At 68.0% G+C, this 15,191-nt stretch carries 17 protein-coding genes; 16 read left to right on the forward strand and 1 reads right to left on the reverse strand.

The features are described from left to right. Positions 1–3: 3 nt before the first annotated feature. From ACIBJG_RS37850 to ACIBJG_RS37905, 12 genes are all read left to right on the forward strand, one after another. Positions 4–1,722, forward strand: a complete 1,719-nt coding sequence (locus ACIBJG_RS37850; protein WP_399314767.1) for a carbamoyltransferase — start codon at positions 4–6, stop codon at positions 1,720–1,722. Beyond that, the gene (locus ACIBJG_RS37855; protein ID WP_399314769.1) at positions 1,719–2,771 is read left to right on the forward strand and encodes a hypothetical protein; all 1,053 of its coding nucleotides are present in this window, start codon (positions 1,719–1,721) and stop codon (positions 2,769–2,771) included. The genes ACIBJG_RS37850 and ACIBJG_RS37855 overlap by 4 nt, the downstream gene beginning before the upstream one ends. Positions 2,772–2,867: 96 nt before the next feature. Continuing rightward, positions 2,868–3,377 (forward strand): topology modulation protein, encoded by a 510-nt coding sequence (locus tag ACIBJG_RS37860; protein WP_399314771.1) that lies wholly within the window; start codon positions 2,868–2,870, stop codon positions 3,375–3,377. Between the two features lie 31 nt (positions 3,378–3,408). Further along, positions 3,409–4,260, forward strand: coding sequence for a class I SAM-dependent methyltransferase (locus ACIBJG_RS37865; RefSeq protein WP_399314773.1), 852 nt, complete (start codon positions 3,409–3,411; stop codon positions 4,258–4,260). Then, the gene (locus tag ACIBJG_RS37870) at positions 4,257–5,018 is read left to right on the forward strand and encodes a phosphotransferase (protein WP_399314774.1); all 762 of its coding nucleotides are present in this window, start codon (positions 4,257–4,259) and stop codon (positions 5,016–5,018) included. Before ACIBJG_RS37865 ends, ACIBJG_RS37870 begins: the two co-directional genes overlap by 4 nt. Then, complete coding sequence (locus tag ACIBJG_RS37875) at positions 5,015–5,671, forward strand: histidine phosphatase family protein (RefSeq protein ID WP_399314776.1); 657 nt, start codon at positions 5,015–5,017, stop codon at positions 5,669–5,671. The genes ACIBJG_RS37870 and ACIBJG_RS37875 overlap by 4 nt, the downstream gene beginning before the upstream one ends. Continuing rightward, on the forward strand, positions 5,668–6,504 hold the full coding sequence (locus ACIBJG_RS37880) for a phosphotransferase (RefSeq protein ID WP_399314778.1): 837 nt from the start codon (positions 5,668–5,670) through the stop codon (positions 6,502–6,504). Before ACIBJG_RS37875 ends, ACIBJG_RS37880 begins: the two co-directional genes overlap by 4 nt. A gap of 35 nt (positions 6,505–6,539) precedes the next feature. Then, positions 6,540–7,538 carry an NAD-dependent epimerase/dehydratase family protein gene (locus ACIBJG_RS37885; RefSeq protein WP_399314780.1) on the forward strand — a complete coding sequence of 333 codons (999 nt, stop codon included), beginning with the start codon at positions 6,540–6,542 and terminating at the stop codon, positions 7,536–7,538. Positions 7,539–7,569: 31 nt separating this feature from the next. Next, entirely contained in the window at positions 7,570–8,691 is a 1,122-nt protein-coding gene (locus ACIBJG_RS37890) for an adenosylhomocysteinase (protein WP_399314781.1), read from the forward strand. Then, the gene (locus ACIBJG_RS37895; protein ID WP_399314782.1) at positions 8,688–9,248 is read left to right on the forward strand and encodes an NUDIX hydrolase; all 561 of its coding nucleotides are present in this window, start codon (positions 8,688–8,690) and stop codon (positions 9,246–9,248) included. Before ACIBJG_RS37890 ends, ACIBJG_RS37895 begins: the two co-directional genes overlap by 4 nt. 34 nt (positions 9,249–9,282) lie before the next feature. Beyond that, on the forward strand, positions 9,283–10,074 hold the full coding sequence (locus ACIBJG_RS37900; RefSeq protein WP_399314784.1) for a 3-deoxy-manno-octulosonate cytidylyltransferase: 792 nt from the start codon (positions 9,283–9,285) through the stop codon (positions 10,072–10,074). A 460-nt stretch (positions 10,075–10,534) separates the two neighbouring features. Then, a complete protein-coding gene (locus ACIBJG_RS37905; protein WP_399314787.1) occupies positions 10,535–10,867 on the forward strand; it encodes a hypothetical protein in 333 nt (110 codons plus the stop codon). On the opposite strand, the gene ACIBJG_RS37910 is transcribed toward ACIBJG_RS37905, so the two are convergent. Beyond that, the gene (locus tag ACIBJG_RS37910) at positions 10,862–11,278 is read right to left on the reverse strand and encodes an NUDIX domain-containing protein (protein ID WP_399314789.1); all 417 of its coding nucleotides are present in this window, start codon (positions 11,276–11,278) and stop codon (positions 10,862–10,864) included. The genes ACIBJG_RS37905 and ACIBJG_RS37910 overlap by 6 nt on opposite strands. Before the next feature lie 56 nt (positions 11,279–11,334). On the opposite strand from ACIBJG_RS37910, the gene ACIBJG_RS37915 reads away from it, so the two are divergent. The 4 genes from ACIBJG_RS37915 to ACIBJG_RS37930 all read left to right on the forward strand — a co-directional run bounded on the left by ACIBJG_RS37915 (position 11,335) and on the right by ACIBJG_RS37930 (position 15,026). After that, positions 11,335–11,736: a hypothetical protein gene (locus tag ACIBJG_RS37915; protein WP_399314790.1), complete on the forward strand. Its 402-nt coding sequence runs from the start codon at positions 11,335–11,337 to the stop codon at positions 11,734–11,736. Then, the gene (locus tag ACIBJG_RS37920; protein ID WP_399314792.1) at positions 11,726–12,187 is read left to right on the forward strand and encodes a hypothetical protein; all 462 of its coding nucleotides are present in this window, start codon (positions 11,726–11,728) and stop codon (positions 12,185–12,187) included. The genes ACIBJG_RS37915 and ACIBJG_RS37920 overlap by 11 nt, the downstream gene beginning before the upstream one ends. A 1,014-nt stretch (positions 12,188–13,201) precedes the next feature. Next, positions 13,202–14,092, forward strand: a complete 891-nt coding sequence (locus ACIBJG_RS37925) for a hypothetical protein (RefSeq protein WP_399314794.1) — start codon at positions 13,202–13,204, stop codon at positions 14,090–14,092. A 418-nt stretch (positions 14,093–14,510) separates the two neighbouring features. Beyond that, the gene (locus tag ACIBJG_RS37930; protein ID WP_399314796.1) at positions 14,511–15,026 is read left to right on the forward strand and encodes a hypothetical protein; all 516 of its coding nucleotides are present in this window, start codon (positions 14,511–14,513) and stop codon (positions 15,024–15,026) included. Positions 15,027–15,191: the final 165 nt, after the last annotated feature.

Genomic DNA, 15,191 nt, shown 5'->3' on the forward strand with positions numbered 1-15,191 from the left:
GCCATGAAACGCACCCCCGCGGTCGTCCTCGGCTTGTGCGCGTACACCCATGACTCGTCGGCAGCCCTGCTGGTGGCCGGCGAACTGGTCGGCTTTGTCGAGGAAGAACGCCTCTCAGAGCAGAAGCACACCAAGGCGTACCCGGCCCACGCGGTCGCATGGCTGCTCGACCAGGCCAAGCTCACCGCGGCCGACGTGGACGCCGTCGCCTACAACTTCCAGCCCGCCCGCTACCTCGCCGAGTCGCCCGCTGCTCTGCGGCTGGCGCTCTCCCCGGCGACGCGCGACCGGGCCATCGCCCGAGCACACGGGTTCGCCAAGGTGGCCGTGCGCACCCAGCAGCGCATGCGTCTGATCGGTCGGCAGTTCCCCGCCGCCCGCGTCATGCCGGTCCTGCACCATCGCGCCCACCAGCTCACGGCCTTCGCTGCCTCTGGCTGGGACGAAGCCGCCGTGCTCGTGGTCGACAGCCTCGGCGAGCGCCAGACCACCACCATCGCTCTCGGCCACGACACGCTCCGGCCCCGCGCGCAGACCCTGGAGGCGATCAACGACCCGGCCTCTCTGGGGTATGTGTACGGCGCCGTCACCGAGCACCTGGGCTGGCGCCGGGGCGACGAGGAGGGCACCGTGATGGCGCTGGCCGCCCTCGGCGATCCGGCCCGCTTCCGCCGCCTGTTCGCCCAGGCCGTCCGTACGACGGCAACGGGATTCCGCATCAACCCCGCCTACTTCCCCACGCGCACCCTGACGTCGGGATACGAGCGAACGTCCCCCCGCTTCATCGCCGAGACCTGCCCCGAACGGCACCCGAGTGAGCCCCTGGCCGAAGTCCACCGAGACCTGGCGGCGGCCCTTCAGGAACGGACCGAGCAGGTGATGGTGCACCTCGCCCGCCGCGCTCGCGTGCTCACCGGTTCCCGCCGCCTGTGTGTGGCCGGCGGAGTCGCCACGAACTGCGTGAGCATCGGGCGGATCATCGAGGCCGGCATCTTCGAAGAGGTCTTCGTGCCGCCCGCGCCCGGTGATGCCGGCACCGCGATCGGTGCTGCCCTTGCCGTGCACGTCGACGGCCACAGCCCACGCCCGGTGGTCGGCGTCGCCCGCACCTGCTACCTCGGCCCGTCCTACGAGGACCGGCCCCTCGACCTCGCGACCTGGCCCGGCCTTCACCAGAAGACCCTGGGCATCGAAACCGCAGAGTTTCTCGCTGATCAGCTGGCCCACGGCACCATCGTCGGGCTGTTCCAGGGGGCCGTTGAAGCCGGGCCGCGGGCTCTGGGCAACCGCTCGATCCTTGCCTCCCCGCTGGAGCCCGGCGTCGTCGAGCGGCTGAACGCCACCGTGAAGTTCCGCGAGCCGTTCCGGCCCTTCGCCCCCATGATCCTGGCCGAGCGTGCCGCGGACTTCTTCACCCTCGGCCAGCAGGCGCCGTACATGTCCATGGCCTCCGGCGTGACGGACAAGGCGCGCGAGCACGTGCCGGCCATCGTGCACGCCAACGGCACCTCCCGCCTCCAGACCGTCACCAAGGCGCAGAACCCGTTCATGCACGCGGTTCTGACCGCCTTCGGCCGCCGTACCGGCGTGCCCGTGCTGATCAACACATCCCTGAACGTCAAGGGCAAGCCCATCTGCGGAACACCGGAGATGGCCCTGGACTGCCTGGCCAACTCCGGGCTCGATGCCCTGCTCCTCGAAGGGCGGTGGATCACCAAGTGAAAATCGGATACAGCTTCTGGGGTTTCCTCGGCAACGGGGTCACCGACACCCCCGACGGGGGCCGCAGCCACCGCCGCCCCTTCATCGACGCCCTCCTCGACCGCGGTCACGACGTCGTCTTCTTGCAGGCTGACCGCGACCGTATCGAAGCCGACGACGACCTCGGCGGCACGTACGCCTTCGACGATGGCGTTCCGGACATCGACGTCTTGTTCCTGGAGTGGCGCTGGGCGATCACCGGCCGCAACACCACCGTGTGCGGGAGCGAGGGACACACCTGCGACCTGCACCGCCAGGCCCAGCTCATCAACCACTACACCGTGCGGCACCAGACACCTACGGTGATCTGGGACAAGGACCGCACCCTGCGAGCCGAAAGCGTGTGGCGCCAAACTGCGCACACCCGCGTCTGCGAGGCCGCCCTCGCACCGACCCACGGCGCGCACACGTTGCTCTTCCCCGTCGCCGAGGACCTCCTCGCCCAGGCGAACCCAGTCGCACTCGCGGCACAGCCGAGGGACCTCGGCCTCGGCTACGTGGGTAACCAGTACGACCGCGACGAGTCCTTCGACCGTTTCATCGCCCCGGCCGCCGGCCGCGTCGAACATCTTGTCGCCGGGAAGTGGACGAAGACCGACCGCTGGCCACACGTTCGCTTCCTCGGCCGGATCCCGTTCGAGGAAGCCGCCCGCATCTACGGCCGGTCCCTGGCCACGGTTCTCATGCTCCCCGAGCGGTACGCCGCGGTCGGGCAGATGACCCAGCGCATCTTCGAAGCCGTGCTCGCCGGGTGCCTGCCACTGGCCCCGGCGGACATCCGCTTCGCTGACCGGTTCGTCCCGAAGGAGCTGGTCGTGCGCTCCGGCAGCGACGTGCTCGAACGCCTCTCCTACCTGCGCGAGATCGCCGGCACCGAACAGCACGCCGCACTGATCGCCGCGTGTGTGGACCGCCTGCGGCTGTTCGGCCTGAGCAAGCAGGTCAACACCCTGGAGTCCGTCCTGCGCGGCCTCCTCCAGGCCACCGCGACCGAGCGGGGAGCTGCCTGATGCAGACCGCTCGATCGACCACGGCGCGCGGATCCTCCGGGCGCGCCCCGGAGGACGGGGCCGCCGGACATCCGAACCTCTCTACGCTGGAGCACCATGAAGAAGGTCGCCATCGTCGGCTGCGGAGGCAGCGGCAAATCCCACGTCGCCCGCGAACTGGGCAGGATCCTCGACGCCCCGGTGACGTACCTGGATGCCGCGTTCTACGACGACGAGTGGAACGCGCTGCCCATGGATCGGTTCACCGACGTGCAGCGCGAGCTGGTCGCGCAGCCGCGGTGGGTGATCGACGGCAACTACAACTCGACGCTCCAGGTACGGCTAGAAGCCTGCGACACGGTGGTCCTGATGGACGTGTCGACCGTGGCGGCGCTGTACGGGATCTTCTCCCGGCAGATCCGGCACGGGGCTGGGCACAAGGGCAACGGGGTGCACAACCGCATCCACTGGGGCGTGATCAAGTACGTCGCCACGTACCGGCGCAAGATGCGGCCCCGCGTGATGGCGAAGATCGAGGAGTTCGGCTCCGGCGCCGACGTGGTGCTGCTGGCCAACCGGCGACAGACGCGCCGCTGGCTGCGGAAGGTCGCCGCCGAACAGTCCTGACCGGTCCGCGCCCCCGGTCAGGGGGTGCGGCATGAACGAGCCCAACCCGTTCCTGGACCCCGCCCGGCAGTCGGAGCTGTACGGACACGCCTCGCGGCTGGCCGGGCGCACAAGTGCCCTGATGCGCGCCAAGACCGCCGGACAACCAGTGCCCGAGACGATCGTCAGCCTGGTACAGACCCACCACGCCCGACCCGACCGGCTCGGCGTGGTGCTCGACATCGGCTGCGGTCGCGGCACGAGCAGCCTCGTCATCGCCGAGCAGCTCCGGCCCCAGCGCGTCGTAGGCCTGGACGCCGCCCCCTCCCTGCTCGCCCAGGCCCGCGAGCGCGCCAAGGACCTGCCCGACAGCACGGTGGGGTTCGTCCAAGGCGACTTCCACGACCTCCCCCTGCCCGACGGGTCGAGCGACATCGTCGTCGCGGCGTTCTGCCTCTATCACTCGCCGCACCCCGAGGACGTCGTCGCGCAGATGGCCAGGGTGCTCGCCCCCGGGGGTCTGGCCGTGCTCGTCACTAAGGGTCTCGACAGCTACCGGGAGATGGACCAGCTGGTCGCCTCCGCCGGCCTCGATCCGCGTGCCGCCCAGCACGAGAGCCTCTACACCGCAGCCCACAGCGGCAACCTCGCCAACGTGGCTGCCTCCTCGCTCGACGTGATCGCCGTCCTGGACGAGGAACATGTCTTCACCTTCGACGGCCACGACCACACGGCGCAGTACCTGGCCACCAACCCCAAGTACGACTTGGTGCCCGGCCTGTACGGCAACCCCGGGGCCCTGGCGGCGACCCTGCACGAGTTCCTTCCCGACCAGGCGGTGACCACTCGGTCCCGGATCACCTTCGTCGTCGCCCAGCCGAAGGAAGGAAGAGAGCCGGCATGAGCCCCGCCCCGTTCACCAAGTACTACGCGGAACCGGAGCGTGCGGCGGGGGCGGTGCGCCACTACCGGTGGCTCACCGCCCACGCCAAGCCGCTGCGGCAGCCTGCCCTCCACACCGCCGGACCGCAGTCTCTGACGTTCGAACGGATCGAGGGCCGCTCCGTACGCCCCGAGGACCTCCCGCGCGTGGCGGAGCTGCTCGGCCACGCCCACGGTGCCGCCTGGGCCAGCGACCTGCACTCCGCGTCGCTGGACACACCGCACCACTTCCAGGACGGCACGCAGTTCGACGACTACCTCGGTCCCCGGAACGTCGCCCTACGGCGACGCTACGAGCAGGGCTATCTGCCGAACAAGACGGCCCTGCACGCGATGCTCGGCCTGCTGAAAGCGACCACCGAGGGACCTTGCGCCTTCTACAAGGACAGCAACCCGCGGAACTTCATCATCACCAGCACGCAGGACATCGTCGCCGTCGACTCGGACGACCTGTCCCTCGCCCCGATGGGCTACGACCTCGCCAAGCTCGTCGCGACGCTCCACTTGACCTACGGGCCGCTCACGGACCAAGCCGTCACCACCGCCCTGCTCGCGTACAACGCGGCAGCCCGTCGCCACGACGCCCGGCTGGGCACCACGGACCGGGGCCAGCTCGACAGCTTCCTGGGCCTGCACGCCGTGCTCACAGCCCCGTACGTCGGCCGCAACGGCTACCACTACAGCCTGCCCCTCCGTTTCAGCTACCGAGGAGCCTCATGATCACCACCGAACTCGTCTTCGTCCGGCACGGCCAGGCCCAGTGCAACGCCGACGGCCTTGTCGGGGGCCTGCGCACCTGCACCGGCCTGACCAACCTCGGGTACGCCCAAGCCGAACAGGCCGCACGCCGCCTGGCCACCGAGCACCTGAAGAAGCCCTTCGACGTCATCTACACCGGCCCGCGGATCCGCCTCGTCCAGACCGGCGAGATCATCGCCCAGACGCTCCAGATCCCCGTGCACCACGACGACCGACTCGACGGCCCGGTCCACGGCGACGCCGACGGCCAGCCCTGGGACGCGGTCAAGACGGCCGCCGATGGCGGGCCGCACGCCCACCCCGACACGCCCTGGGCCAACGGCTCCGACACCTGGAACGGGTTCCTGGAGCGCGCCAGCAGGAACCTGAGCCAGCTCATCGAGGAGAACCACGGCAGGCGCGTGGTCTTCGCGGCCCACGGGGAGACGGTGATCACCGCACACACCCTGCTGCTCGGCATCCCGATCGGCTCGCCGGCCGGGTTCAACCACAACCACGCCTCCATCACCCGCTGGCAGCACCACCGCAACCGCCTGGGCCAGACCCGCTGGATGCTTGACCGGCACAACGACACCGAGCACCTCAGTCTCCTCACGCCGGGGCCCACCCCGTGATCGCGACCTCGGACGACCCCCGCATACGACTGGCGCACCGCTTCCTCGGCGCAGTCGAGATCGCAGCGGACCCCGCGCTCCCGTCCCGCGTCGTGCGTCTGGTCGCCGGCGACGGGCGTCGCTTCATCGCGAAACAGCACACGGAGCGAGACCGGTATGCCGGAGAACTCCACGCCTACGGGGCGTGGGGCACCCATCTAAGCGGCCATGCACCGGAGTTGGTCGGCCGTGACGAGGCCACCCTCACCCTGCTGCTCACCGCACTCACAGGGGATCGTGCGGACACCGTCGCTCCCGGCTCACCCGAGGAGGAACTGGCCCACCACGAGGCCGGGCACGTGCTCGGCAAGCTGCACCGCGCCACGGCCATGCCCCAGGGCGGTGCCGTCGCTGCCGCGCTCGCCGAGCGGTTCCAGCGGTGGATCGACCGGGCCGTTCACGCCGACCTACTCGACGCGGCAGAGGAGAACCTGTTGAAGCACCACGCGGTGGTCCTGGGCGCCAGCCACATGGACAGCGCGATCTGCCATCTCGACTATCAGCCGCGCAACTGGCTGCTCGGCGACACCTTCGGCACCTACGACTTCGAGCACATGCGACGAGACGCCCGCGTCCGTGACTTCGCCCGGCTCGAATTCCGGCGCTGGCAGGCCGCACCCCACCTCCGGACCGCCTTCTTCGACGGCTACGGGCGTCCACCGAACGACACCGAACGACGTCTCCTGGAGTCCTTCGGCGCCATCGAGGCGGCCACAGCCCTGGTCAAGGGCCACCAGGAGAACGACGCCGTCCTCAGCGCGCACGGCAGAACCGTCCTGTCCCGGCTCACCTGACCTTCCCCTTCGACGACACCTCTCTGGAGATCCCCGTGCCACAGCACGAGCAGCCCTCGGCCAACGCTGTCCCCCGACGGGCCGTGGTGACCGGCTCCGCCGGATTCATCGGCTCCCACCTCGCCCACGCCCTCGTCCAGGCCGGCACCACCGTGATCGGCGTGGACCGCCGAGACCCGTCCACCGACCCGACGGCCGCCGCCAACCTTGCAGCGCTGCGAGGACGCCTGGGATACCACCACGTCACGGCCGACCTCCTCCACTGCGCAATCGACCCGCTCCTGATCGACGCCGATGCGGTCTTCCACCTCGCCGGCATCCCCGGTGTACGGCCCTCCTGGGGATTGCGGTTCGGCGACTACCTGGCATCCAACGTGCTGGCCACCCACCGCGTCCTCGAAGCCTCCACCCGGATCGCCGTCCCTCGACTGGTCGTCGCCTCCTCGTCCAGCGTCTACGGTCCGACCGACGGCGACGCGAGCCTCGAGACCGACCGCCCCAATCCCGCCTCCCCGTACGCCGTGACCAAGCTGGCCGAGGAGCAGCTCTGCCTCGCCTACGCCGAGCGCCCCATCGGCCCCAGCGTCGTCGCCCTGCGGTACTTCACCGTCTACGGCCCCCGGCAGCGCGCCGACATGTTCACCCACCGCGCCCTGTACGCCGCCCTGACCGGACAACCCCTGCGTCTGTACGGAGGCGGCCACCAGCGCCGCGACTTCACCTACATCGACGACGTGGTCGCCGCCACGATCGCCGCCGCCGTCGTCCCGACCGCACACGGCGCCATCAACGTCGGCGGCGGATCGAACGCATCGCTGCTGGACGTGATCAACATCGCCAACAGCCTCACCGGCCGCGAGATCCAGCTCCACCAGGACCACGCACGCAACGGGGACGTCCTTCTCACCCGTGCCGACCCCGGCCGAGCCGGAGAAGTCCTCGGCTGGCAGCCGCGCGTCGACCTCCACAGCGGACTGGGCGCCCACATGCGGGCCCTGGCCGCCCCGGTGCCGGACTACAGCCGGGCAGCGTAGCCCTACGCCTCGGAATCCGAGAGGAGTAACCATGGAAACTCCCGAGCGAGCACGGCTGGACGCCTTCTTCCGGAGGATCACCGCGCAGTTCCCCGCCGGCCAGGCGATCACGACGCTGGTCATCACGCACCTGCTCCCGGAACGCCCCGCGTTCTTGCGCGCCATGACCGCGGTGTCCACGATCGGCGCCGTCCTCCCCAAGCCCCGGTCGATCCACCAGCCGACCCTCGACACCATTCGCCGCACCCTGCCGGTCCACGACCTGACCCGGGAACGGTTCACCGACGAGACCCAGGCTCTGCACCACCTGGAGGACACGGCCGGCGGCCAGGACGTCGTCCTGGTCGACATCGGCGGGTACTTTGCGGCCAGCCTCGACACCCTCGTGAACAAGTTCTCCGGCCGCATCCTCGGCGTCGTCGAGGACACCGAGAACGGACACCAACGGTACGCGGCTCTCGGCTCCCTGCCCTGCCCCGTCGTGTCCGTGGCCCGCTCCCCGCTCAAGGACTGCGAGGACCACCTCATCGGCCGGTCCATCGTGTTCTCCACCGACGCCCTCATCCGCACCCGCGGGGACATCCTCACGAGCCGCAGCGCCTGCGTCATCGGTTTCGGCAAGATCGGCCGTGCCATCGCCCAGACCCTGCGCGCCCAGGACCTGCGCGTCACCGTGTACGACAACGACCCGGTCAAGCGGGTGCAAGCGCACGCCCTCGGCTTCAGCACCAGCGCGTCCACCACCGAGGCCGTCCATGACGCGGACCTCGTCCTGTGCGCCACCGGCAATCTCGCCCTCCGGCACGAGGATTTCGCGGCCCTGCGCAACGGCGCGTACCTCGGATCGGCGACCTCCTCCGAGGACGAGCTCGAACTCAGCAGTCTTGACGACCTCTACGAACGCCAGCCCGTCGGACCCCAGTTGACCCGATACGAGGTCACCGGCCACTACTTCTACGTTCTCGCCGACGGGGGCGCGGTCAACTTTGTGCACGGCGCCGCCGTCGGCACCTACATCCACCTTGTCCAGGCCGAGATACTCGCCGCCACCGCCGCACTCAGCCACGGGCGTTTCGAGCCTGGACTGCACGAGATGTCTGCGCCCGACCGCAACACCATCGCCAGAACCTGGCTCGGCCACTTCGAAAGGTGACCTCGTTGCCTCCCTCTACCAAACACATCCGCGCCGTCACGGAGGCGTACCTCGCCCGCCAGCCGGACGAACGCGACTCCCTGGCGCTGCTGTTCGCCGTGCTCGCCGGCGCGGACGCTCCCACCAGCCGAAAAACCTTTCCCGTCCACGTGACCTGCAGCGCCATCCTCATCAACGGTGAACGGCACATGCTGCACATCGCACACAAAGCGTCTGGGAAACTGCTGGCGCCCGGCGGGCACAACGAACCAGCCGACCAGCACTTGCGCGACGCCGCCCTGCGCGAACTGCACGAGGAGGCTGGCATCCCGCCCAGCGCCGTCGTACCGCTCGCCGGCTACGAGGACGCTCCCCTCGACATTGACGTGCACGCGATCGACGCGAACCCGTCGAAGAACGAGCCGGCCCACCACCACGTTGACTTCCGTTGGGCCTTCCACCTCGGTGCCGAACACGCGGTGACGCTTCAGGAGCAAGAGGTCGACGGCTACCAGTGGCGGCCGTTCGCGACCGCCGCCTCACCCACTGTCCGCGCCAAGCTCGCCCAGCTCACCTGAAGCCCCACTCGTACCTGACTACAAGGAGGACGCCGTGGCCGCCACCACAGCCCAACCGACCGGCGCCAAACCGCGCCGGCACATCGCTGTCATACCCTGCCGCTGGGGTGCTTCACGCTTCCCCGGCAAACCACTGGCCCTCCTCGGCGACAAGCCGCTGCTCTGGCACGTCCACCAGCGTTGTTTGGAGGCCAAACGCCTCGACGGAGCCATCGTGGCGACGGACGATGAACGCATCGAGGCGGTGTGCGGCCAACTGGGCATCGACTGCATCCGTACTGGAGAGCACCTCACCGGCACCGACCGCGTCGCCGAGGTCGCCGAGTGCCTGCCGGCTGAGGGGTACATCAACGTCCAGGGCGATGAGCCGTTCATCTCGCCGACCGCCATCGACGACGTCTCCGAGGCCCTGGAGTACACGCCGCCGAGCACCTTGGCCGTGAACGCCTACACCGAACTGGTCGACGTCGGCGCCGTCCTGGACCACAACGTCGTCAAGGTCGTCGTCACGGCCCGTAGCGAGGCCCTGATGTTCTCGCGCCAGCCCATTCCCTATCCCAAAGGCGACCGCCCGAAGTACCTGCGCCAACTGGGCCTCTACGGCTTCACCGGCCTGGCTCTCCAACGCTTCCGTCAGCTCCAGCAGGGGCCCCTGGAGCGTGCCGAAGGAGTGGAGATGCTGCGCTTCGTCGAACACGGCCACACCGTACAGATGGTCCCTGTCCTGGACGACGGTGTAGCGGTGGACACTCCGGAGGATCTAACGCGAGCCGAGCGCTTCCTCGATCAGTACGACGGAGCGGTCCGGACGCGTGGGACCGTATGACGTTCTGCACGTTGGGACGGAATCACCTCATCCGCGACTCGTGCCCGATCTTCGGAAAGCCCCCGCTCTCACTCCTAACGAACAGCAGCTCTGGGGCCTGCCTGATCGCCCCCAGGGCGGGTCGCTCGCTAAGGGCAGCGGAGTGAGGTTCTCCGCGGGCGGCGCCCCGAACACACGGCTCGGCACCAATCTCCTTGTCTGCCCGATGCCCCACGAGCGCGGTAGGCGCCTCCACTTCGGCCATTCTCGCCGAAGCTGGGGAGGTCAGCGCCGGATACGAGTCACACCCGGCGTACGGGGTCATCTGGGTCGGCGCTGCGCTCATGGTCGCATGGTCCGGTGCCCGCCTGCCCACCCGTGCCGAAGCCCTCGTAGCCCCGCTGGTGAACGGGCCTACAACTGCGACTACGCGGTCGGCGACAGCAGCCCCGTCACAGAACCCGGGCGCCGCGAACGGGATGTGCACCACCTGGTCGGCAACGTACAGGTCTGGTGCGGTGACGGCCCGCTTCAGCACGAAGCGCAACCGGTCCAGCGGCACCTGTTCGGGGCGGCCCGGAACACCCCGGGCTCCAGCGAAGCGGTCAACGCTGTGCGTCCGCAGTATCTGCTGGGATCCTCGCGCGGTGTCGGCTTCCGCCTGGTGCGCAGCCCCCACGTCACCGACACCGCCCGCATGGGGGCATGGGAGCTGGCCAACCGGCTGAATGGATGGGTCGAAGCTCTCGCCGAGCCCGCCCACCGCACGCCGGGAGAGCTCGACCGGCTTCTGATCAGTGTCCTGGGTTCATAGCCCGATGGCCGACTTGGGACCCATGTAAGACCCGGCCCCCGGGAATCCCTCCCGGCACAGCTTCACGAACAAGTCGCTGAAGCCCAGGGCGGACAGTTCGCCCAGGTCGACGAACTTCACACCGCGAATGGGCCGGGTGTCCGCCCCCTCTGCGATGTTCCCGATCGTCCCGCCCGTCCGGCGGGCCTCGAAAGTGATGTGAACGACATGCGCCTTGACGTTGTCGCACAGGTACAGCAACCGGCCGACCTCAACGTCGACCCCGGTCTCTTCCCGCACCTCCCGGATCAGCGCCTCGCCCAGGGACTCTCCCTCTTCCAGCTTCCCCCCGGGAAGGGACCAAGACCGTTCCTCATCGGTGTCCTGGTTCAGCAACAGGAGCCTGCCGTCCTCGATGACGATGGCCGTCACGCGTGTGTACACGCGCCGAAACTACCGCCCTCCCCGCACCCCAGGGGAGCACACCGGTGAACCGGCAGAACACCCACCGCCGTGGTGATCGCCGCTGGGGGCTGGGCACCCGAGTGAATGGCTGGTCGCCCTACCTGCCCGTGGAACTGCGCCCCGTTCAGGGACGCCCGGGGCTCGCCCACGTCCTGGACGAAGCGACCGCCACCGGCGCGGCACGGGCCGTCGTGGTCCACCACCCCTACTACACGTCGCTGATCGAATGCACCCGGCAGGTCCTCACCCCCGGCGCCGTGGCCCGTTACCAGCTGCTGACCCACCAGCCCGTCGGCCGGCACCCGTCCGCCGACCGCATGCAAGTCGACTTCGTTGCCCAGCACGGCCGCTACGCCGACGTCACCTCCATATTCAACGGTGCCGAACACCTGCGCACGGGGGACCTGTGCGCAGGTGTTCGCTGACAACGTCGACCCCACCCACACCGCCCTGTCCGACCTCATCAACGCCACCACATCGGATCCCCCAGCGGTCCTCGCCGCTCCGTTCGACGCCGAAGCCGCCAGCACCCACGGCGTCATCATCTGCACCGGAACCGGGCCGGTACGCACGATGGTTCACCTGGTCGAGAAGCCCGACCCGGCCCATGCCGTCCACCTTGCTGCAGAGCACGGACCGGACAACCTCAGACTCCTTCCAGGGCGCGCACGCTTCACCCCGCACCTGCTGCGCTGCCTTGCCGCTCGCACCAGCCGGACGGGACGGGAGCCGAAACTGTCCCTACTGCTGGCCGCCTACGCCAGGCACTACCGTCTGGACGTCGTTACGACCGCCACGGCGATGACCGACCTCGGCGCCCCGGGGCCGGATACGGCAGCTGCCTTCGCGGTTCCGGCAGGGGCCGAACCGGCGTAGACCGCCTGTCTCGTGTCATGCGACACGGGGCAGGCGGCCCTGTCCCATGACACACCCGCCGGCCTCATGCCACAGGACACCTCAGCTCAGGGTCCGCCGCTCTACCTGGAAGGCGAGCATCCCCGTGAACATCCCAGTACCCCGAAATGCGCGCTGCGACGGCGAACTGCGACGGTACAACCTCCTGTGCTCGCGAACGCCCGTATGGGCGGTACGCCGCCAGCGAGCTGACTCTGCCCCAGTCGTTCTCCTGTGTGGCCATCACATCCACCAGGGGCTGGCCGACCTGGTCCGTGATACCGGCCGCGGCCCTTACGTGGTGGCCCCGCTTGACCCGCAGTAGCCGCCGACCGTATCTCGTACGACATGGCCCCGGTCCTATTTCGCAGGACGCGGACTACGAGTGCGCAGGGCGCCGCGTCCGTAGAACCTAAGGGTTGGCAGATCGGGGGTGTAGACGGCGGCTTGTGCCATACGCGAGGAGGCGGCGACGAAGCGGCTGGTCACGGGCAAGCAAGATCGGCCGGTAACGGCGTTCATGAAGGCCTTTGTTGGTCAAGTCGCCTGCTACGGCAGCCAGGCCCCCACTATTCCTCAGACCATTGCTATCTGACTGCGGGTCACGCAAAGGGTCGAGCGCGCTCTACTGGAGCGAATGAGTGCGCCGAGAACGGTCCAACTCCCAGACCAGATGGATAACTGACTGCACTATCGGTGTTGCCTTCATTTGGTACAGGCAATCAGTTCGCAGCCCATTAGGTAGTGATGAGATGAAGGAGGGCTCACCAGCAGCTCAAGCTAGGCATCATTCTCTCGTCCGTTCATCGAAGAGCATCAGCGCCCACTAGGGCGACGAGACCCGGGAATGCTAGAGAATCCGGCGAAATGCTCAAAAGCCCCATCAGGCTAGGGGTGCGTCAACCTCGTATGGGTCGCGCTGCATGGCGATGGCAAAAAATGCGCCCTACGTCACATGCTATTTATCCGCACCTGCGAGTGCGGCATGGTTGTCATATGAATACAGTTGCATCGGCCGAGGCCACGCTTTCGATGCTGGCGCAGCGCCTCATGTACCAGCCATCGGAGGAAGATTTCCGGACGGCGCCCGTACGCGTAGGTCGCCACACACGCTTCTCGGCGTCGGAGTCACTCGCGAGTGATGAGACGCGGCTGGTGCTTGCCGAGCTCTTTGAGCAGCTCGGCAGGCCATTGAAGTGCGGTGGCGGGGTCGATGGCCCGGACGTTCGATGGCGCTCAGAGTCACACACGGTGGTTCTGGATGCGCGAAGGGATGGCTGGCTGAGACTGTCGGTGCGCCGGACGGCTGAGCTAGAAGACGCTGAATCCGAGAGATTCCGGAGATGTGCCACCCATGGAGCACAGGGCGAGGAGGGAGGTCTTCCGTACCTCTGGCGCTACCAGCGAAGCGGCCCCTTTCGGCGCGCGCCGGCGACCCCTGTCGCGCAGGACTGGATGCAACTGCAGAGCAGTCTGGAGGCGCTCCTGCGTGCATGGAGCCAGCACCTTGAAGTGCTGGTCGGGGACAGCGACGCGGGCTTCACCATCGATCACGGCGACGGTCAACTCGTCGTCATGGTCAGCCCCAGAGACGATGTCGCCGTGTTCGCTGACAGTCGGGACGGAACGGGCCGGGACGGCGATCATTTGGCCGCCATGACCGCGCGAGGGTGGCATTCGTTCATTCCGGTGCTCTCGTGGTGGGAGGCCTATTTTGACCGCACCCCAGTTGGGGCCGCAGCCGCCGCACGCCTTGTCGTCAACGAGCTTAGGGCTCGCGGGGTGCGTACTCCCAGTGCCCTCCGGCTGATCCGGGCGACCCTTGGCACCGAGGGCGGCCGCTTGGACATACCCGGCGCCGGCATTGCCGGCGGCGCATCTCGCTAGCGCCGAGCGGAGGTCACCTTTCTGCGCTTGCGAAAGGAAGATCAAATACCTGAGTCTTGTCAGCCATGCCCGCAGAAGTTGACCATGCCAACATCCGACAGGCTTCAAGGCTGAGCCTCACGGCTGCCCAATGGTCCCAAGGGTTGGCCCCGAGGGGCAGCGGCTCAGCTTTCACGGACCGTCGCCCACATGGCTTTCTCCCTGGATCAAATCAGACGAAGCGGAATATGAATGGCCCCCGTGAGTGAGCTGCCTGGAGGTGCGCTTATCTTGACGTGAAACGATCCTCACGATCTGACTTGCCCCTATTGGTGTGCTGAAACGTCTTAGGTTCGAGATAAACGCGAACGCTGACTGAATGCGAGTGCTGAACATGAGGTTGCGGGGCGAAATGCGTGGGCTACTGAAGCAGTGTGACGTGAAGCTTGACGGTCTGTCGTTGCCCGACCCGTTCAGCATTCCTTCCCTCGTGGCGTCGATCGAGGGATCCCGGGGTCGGAGCATCCAGCTGATACCGGTGGACGATCATCAAGGGGACCTGCGAACCGCATGCGGTTTGCGTGTGAGGAGGGGCGCCGTTACTTACGTGCTCTACCGCCCGAGACCCACTCCGCATCAGACCGAGCACACAATTCTGCATGAGCTGGCTCACGAATGGCTGGATCACGGCACGGGGCTGGCGCCCGACTCGGAGCCGTACGAGCTGCCCGAGTCATTGCGGCAGAGCATCGGCGCCGAATCAGCTGAGCGCCAGGTTATACACGCACGGTCCCGGTACGAGAGCGTCGAAGAGCGCGAGGCGGAACTCTCGGCCTATCTGATCAAGCAGCGTGTGCAGGCATCGACCTCCGGCACGGACTTGATCAGCCGCCTGGAGTCCAGCTTGTCGCGTCCGTTCGGTCCGCAGCGGCGCCGTACTCTCTGGGGCCGGTGAACGTACGCCATGCTGGATTTTCTGCTCTGGACCGCACCCGTCGTGATGACCGCGACCACTGTGTGGAGGCTGAACCGTTCCGGGTTCGGTAGAGACTCGATTCCGTGAAAGGATTGAGTCATGGCACGCCCCTCCTCCTATCCCCCTGAGCTGCGCAAACGAGCG

Source organism: Streptomyces sp. NPDC050422 (assembly GCF_044458665.1).
In the GTDB taxonomy this organism is placed as follows: domain Bacteria; phylum Actinomycetota; class Actinomycetes; order Streptomycetales; family Streptomycetaceae; genus Streptomyces.

What these genes read in the sequence shown, in the direction of transcription:
- ACIBJG_RS37850 (WP_399314767.1), top strand. Translation starts at nt 4, where the DNA reads ATGAAACGCACCCCCGCGGTCGTCCTCGGCTTGTGCGCGTACACCCAT.
- ACIBJG_RS37860 (WP_399314771.1), top strand. Translation starts at nt 2,868, where the DNA reads ATGAAGAAGGTCGCCATCGTCGGCTGCGGAGGCAGCGGCAAATCCCAC.
- ACIBJG_RS37865 (WP_399314773.1), top strand. Translation starts at nt 3,409, where the DNA reads ATGAACGAGCCCAACCCGTTCCTGGACCCCGCCCGGCAGTCGGAGCTG.
- ACIBJG_RS37870 (WP_399314774.1), top strand. Translation starts at nt 4,257, where the DNA reads ATGAGCCCCGCCCCGTTCACCAAGTACTACGCGGAACCGGAGCGTGCG.
- ACIBJG_RS37875 (WP_399314776.1), top strand. Translation starts at nt 5,015, where the DNA reads ATGATCACCACCGAACTCGTCTTCGTCCGGCACGGCCAGGCCCAGTGC.
- ACIBJG_RS37890 (WP_399314781.1), top strand. Translation starts at nt 7,570, where the DNA reads ATGGAAACTCCCGAGCGAGCACGGCTGGACGCCTTCTTCCGGAGGATC.
- ACIBJG_RS37925 (WP_399314794.1), top strand. Translation starts at nt 13,202, where the DNA reads ATGAATACAGTTGCATCGGCCGAGGCCACGCTTTCGATGCTGGCGCAG.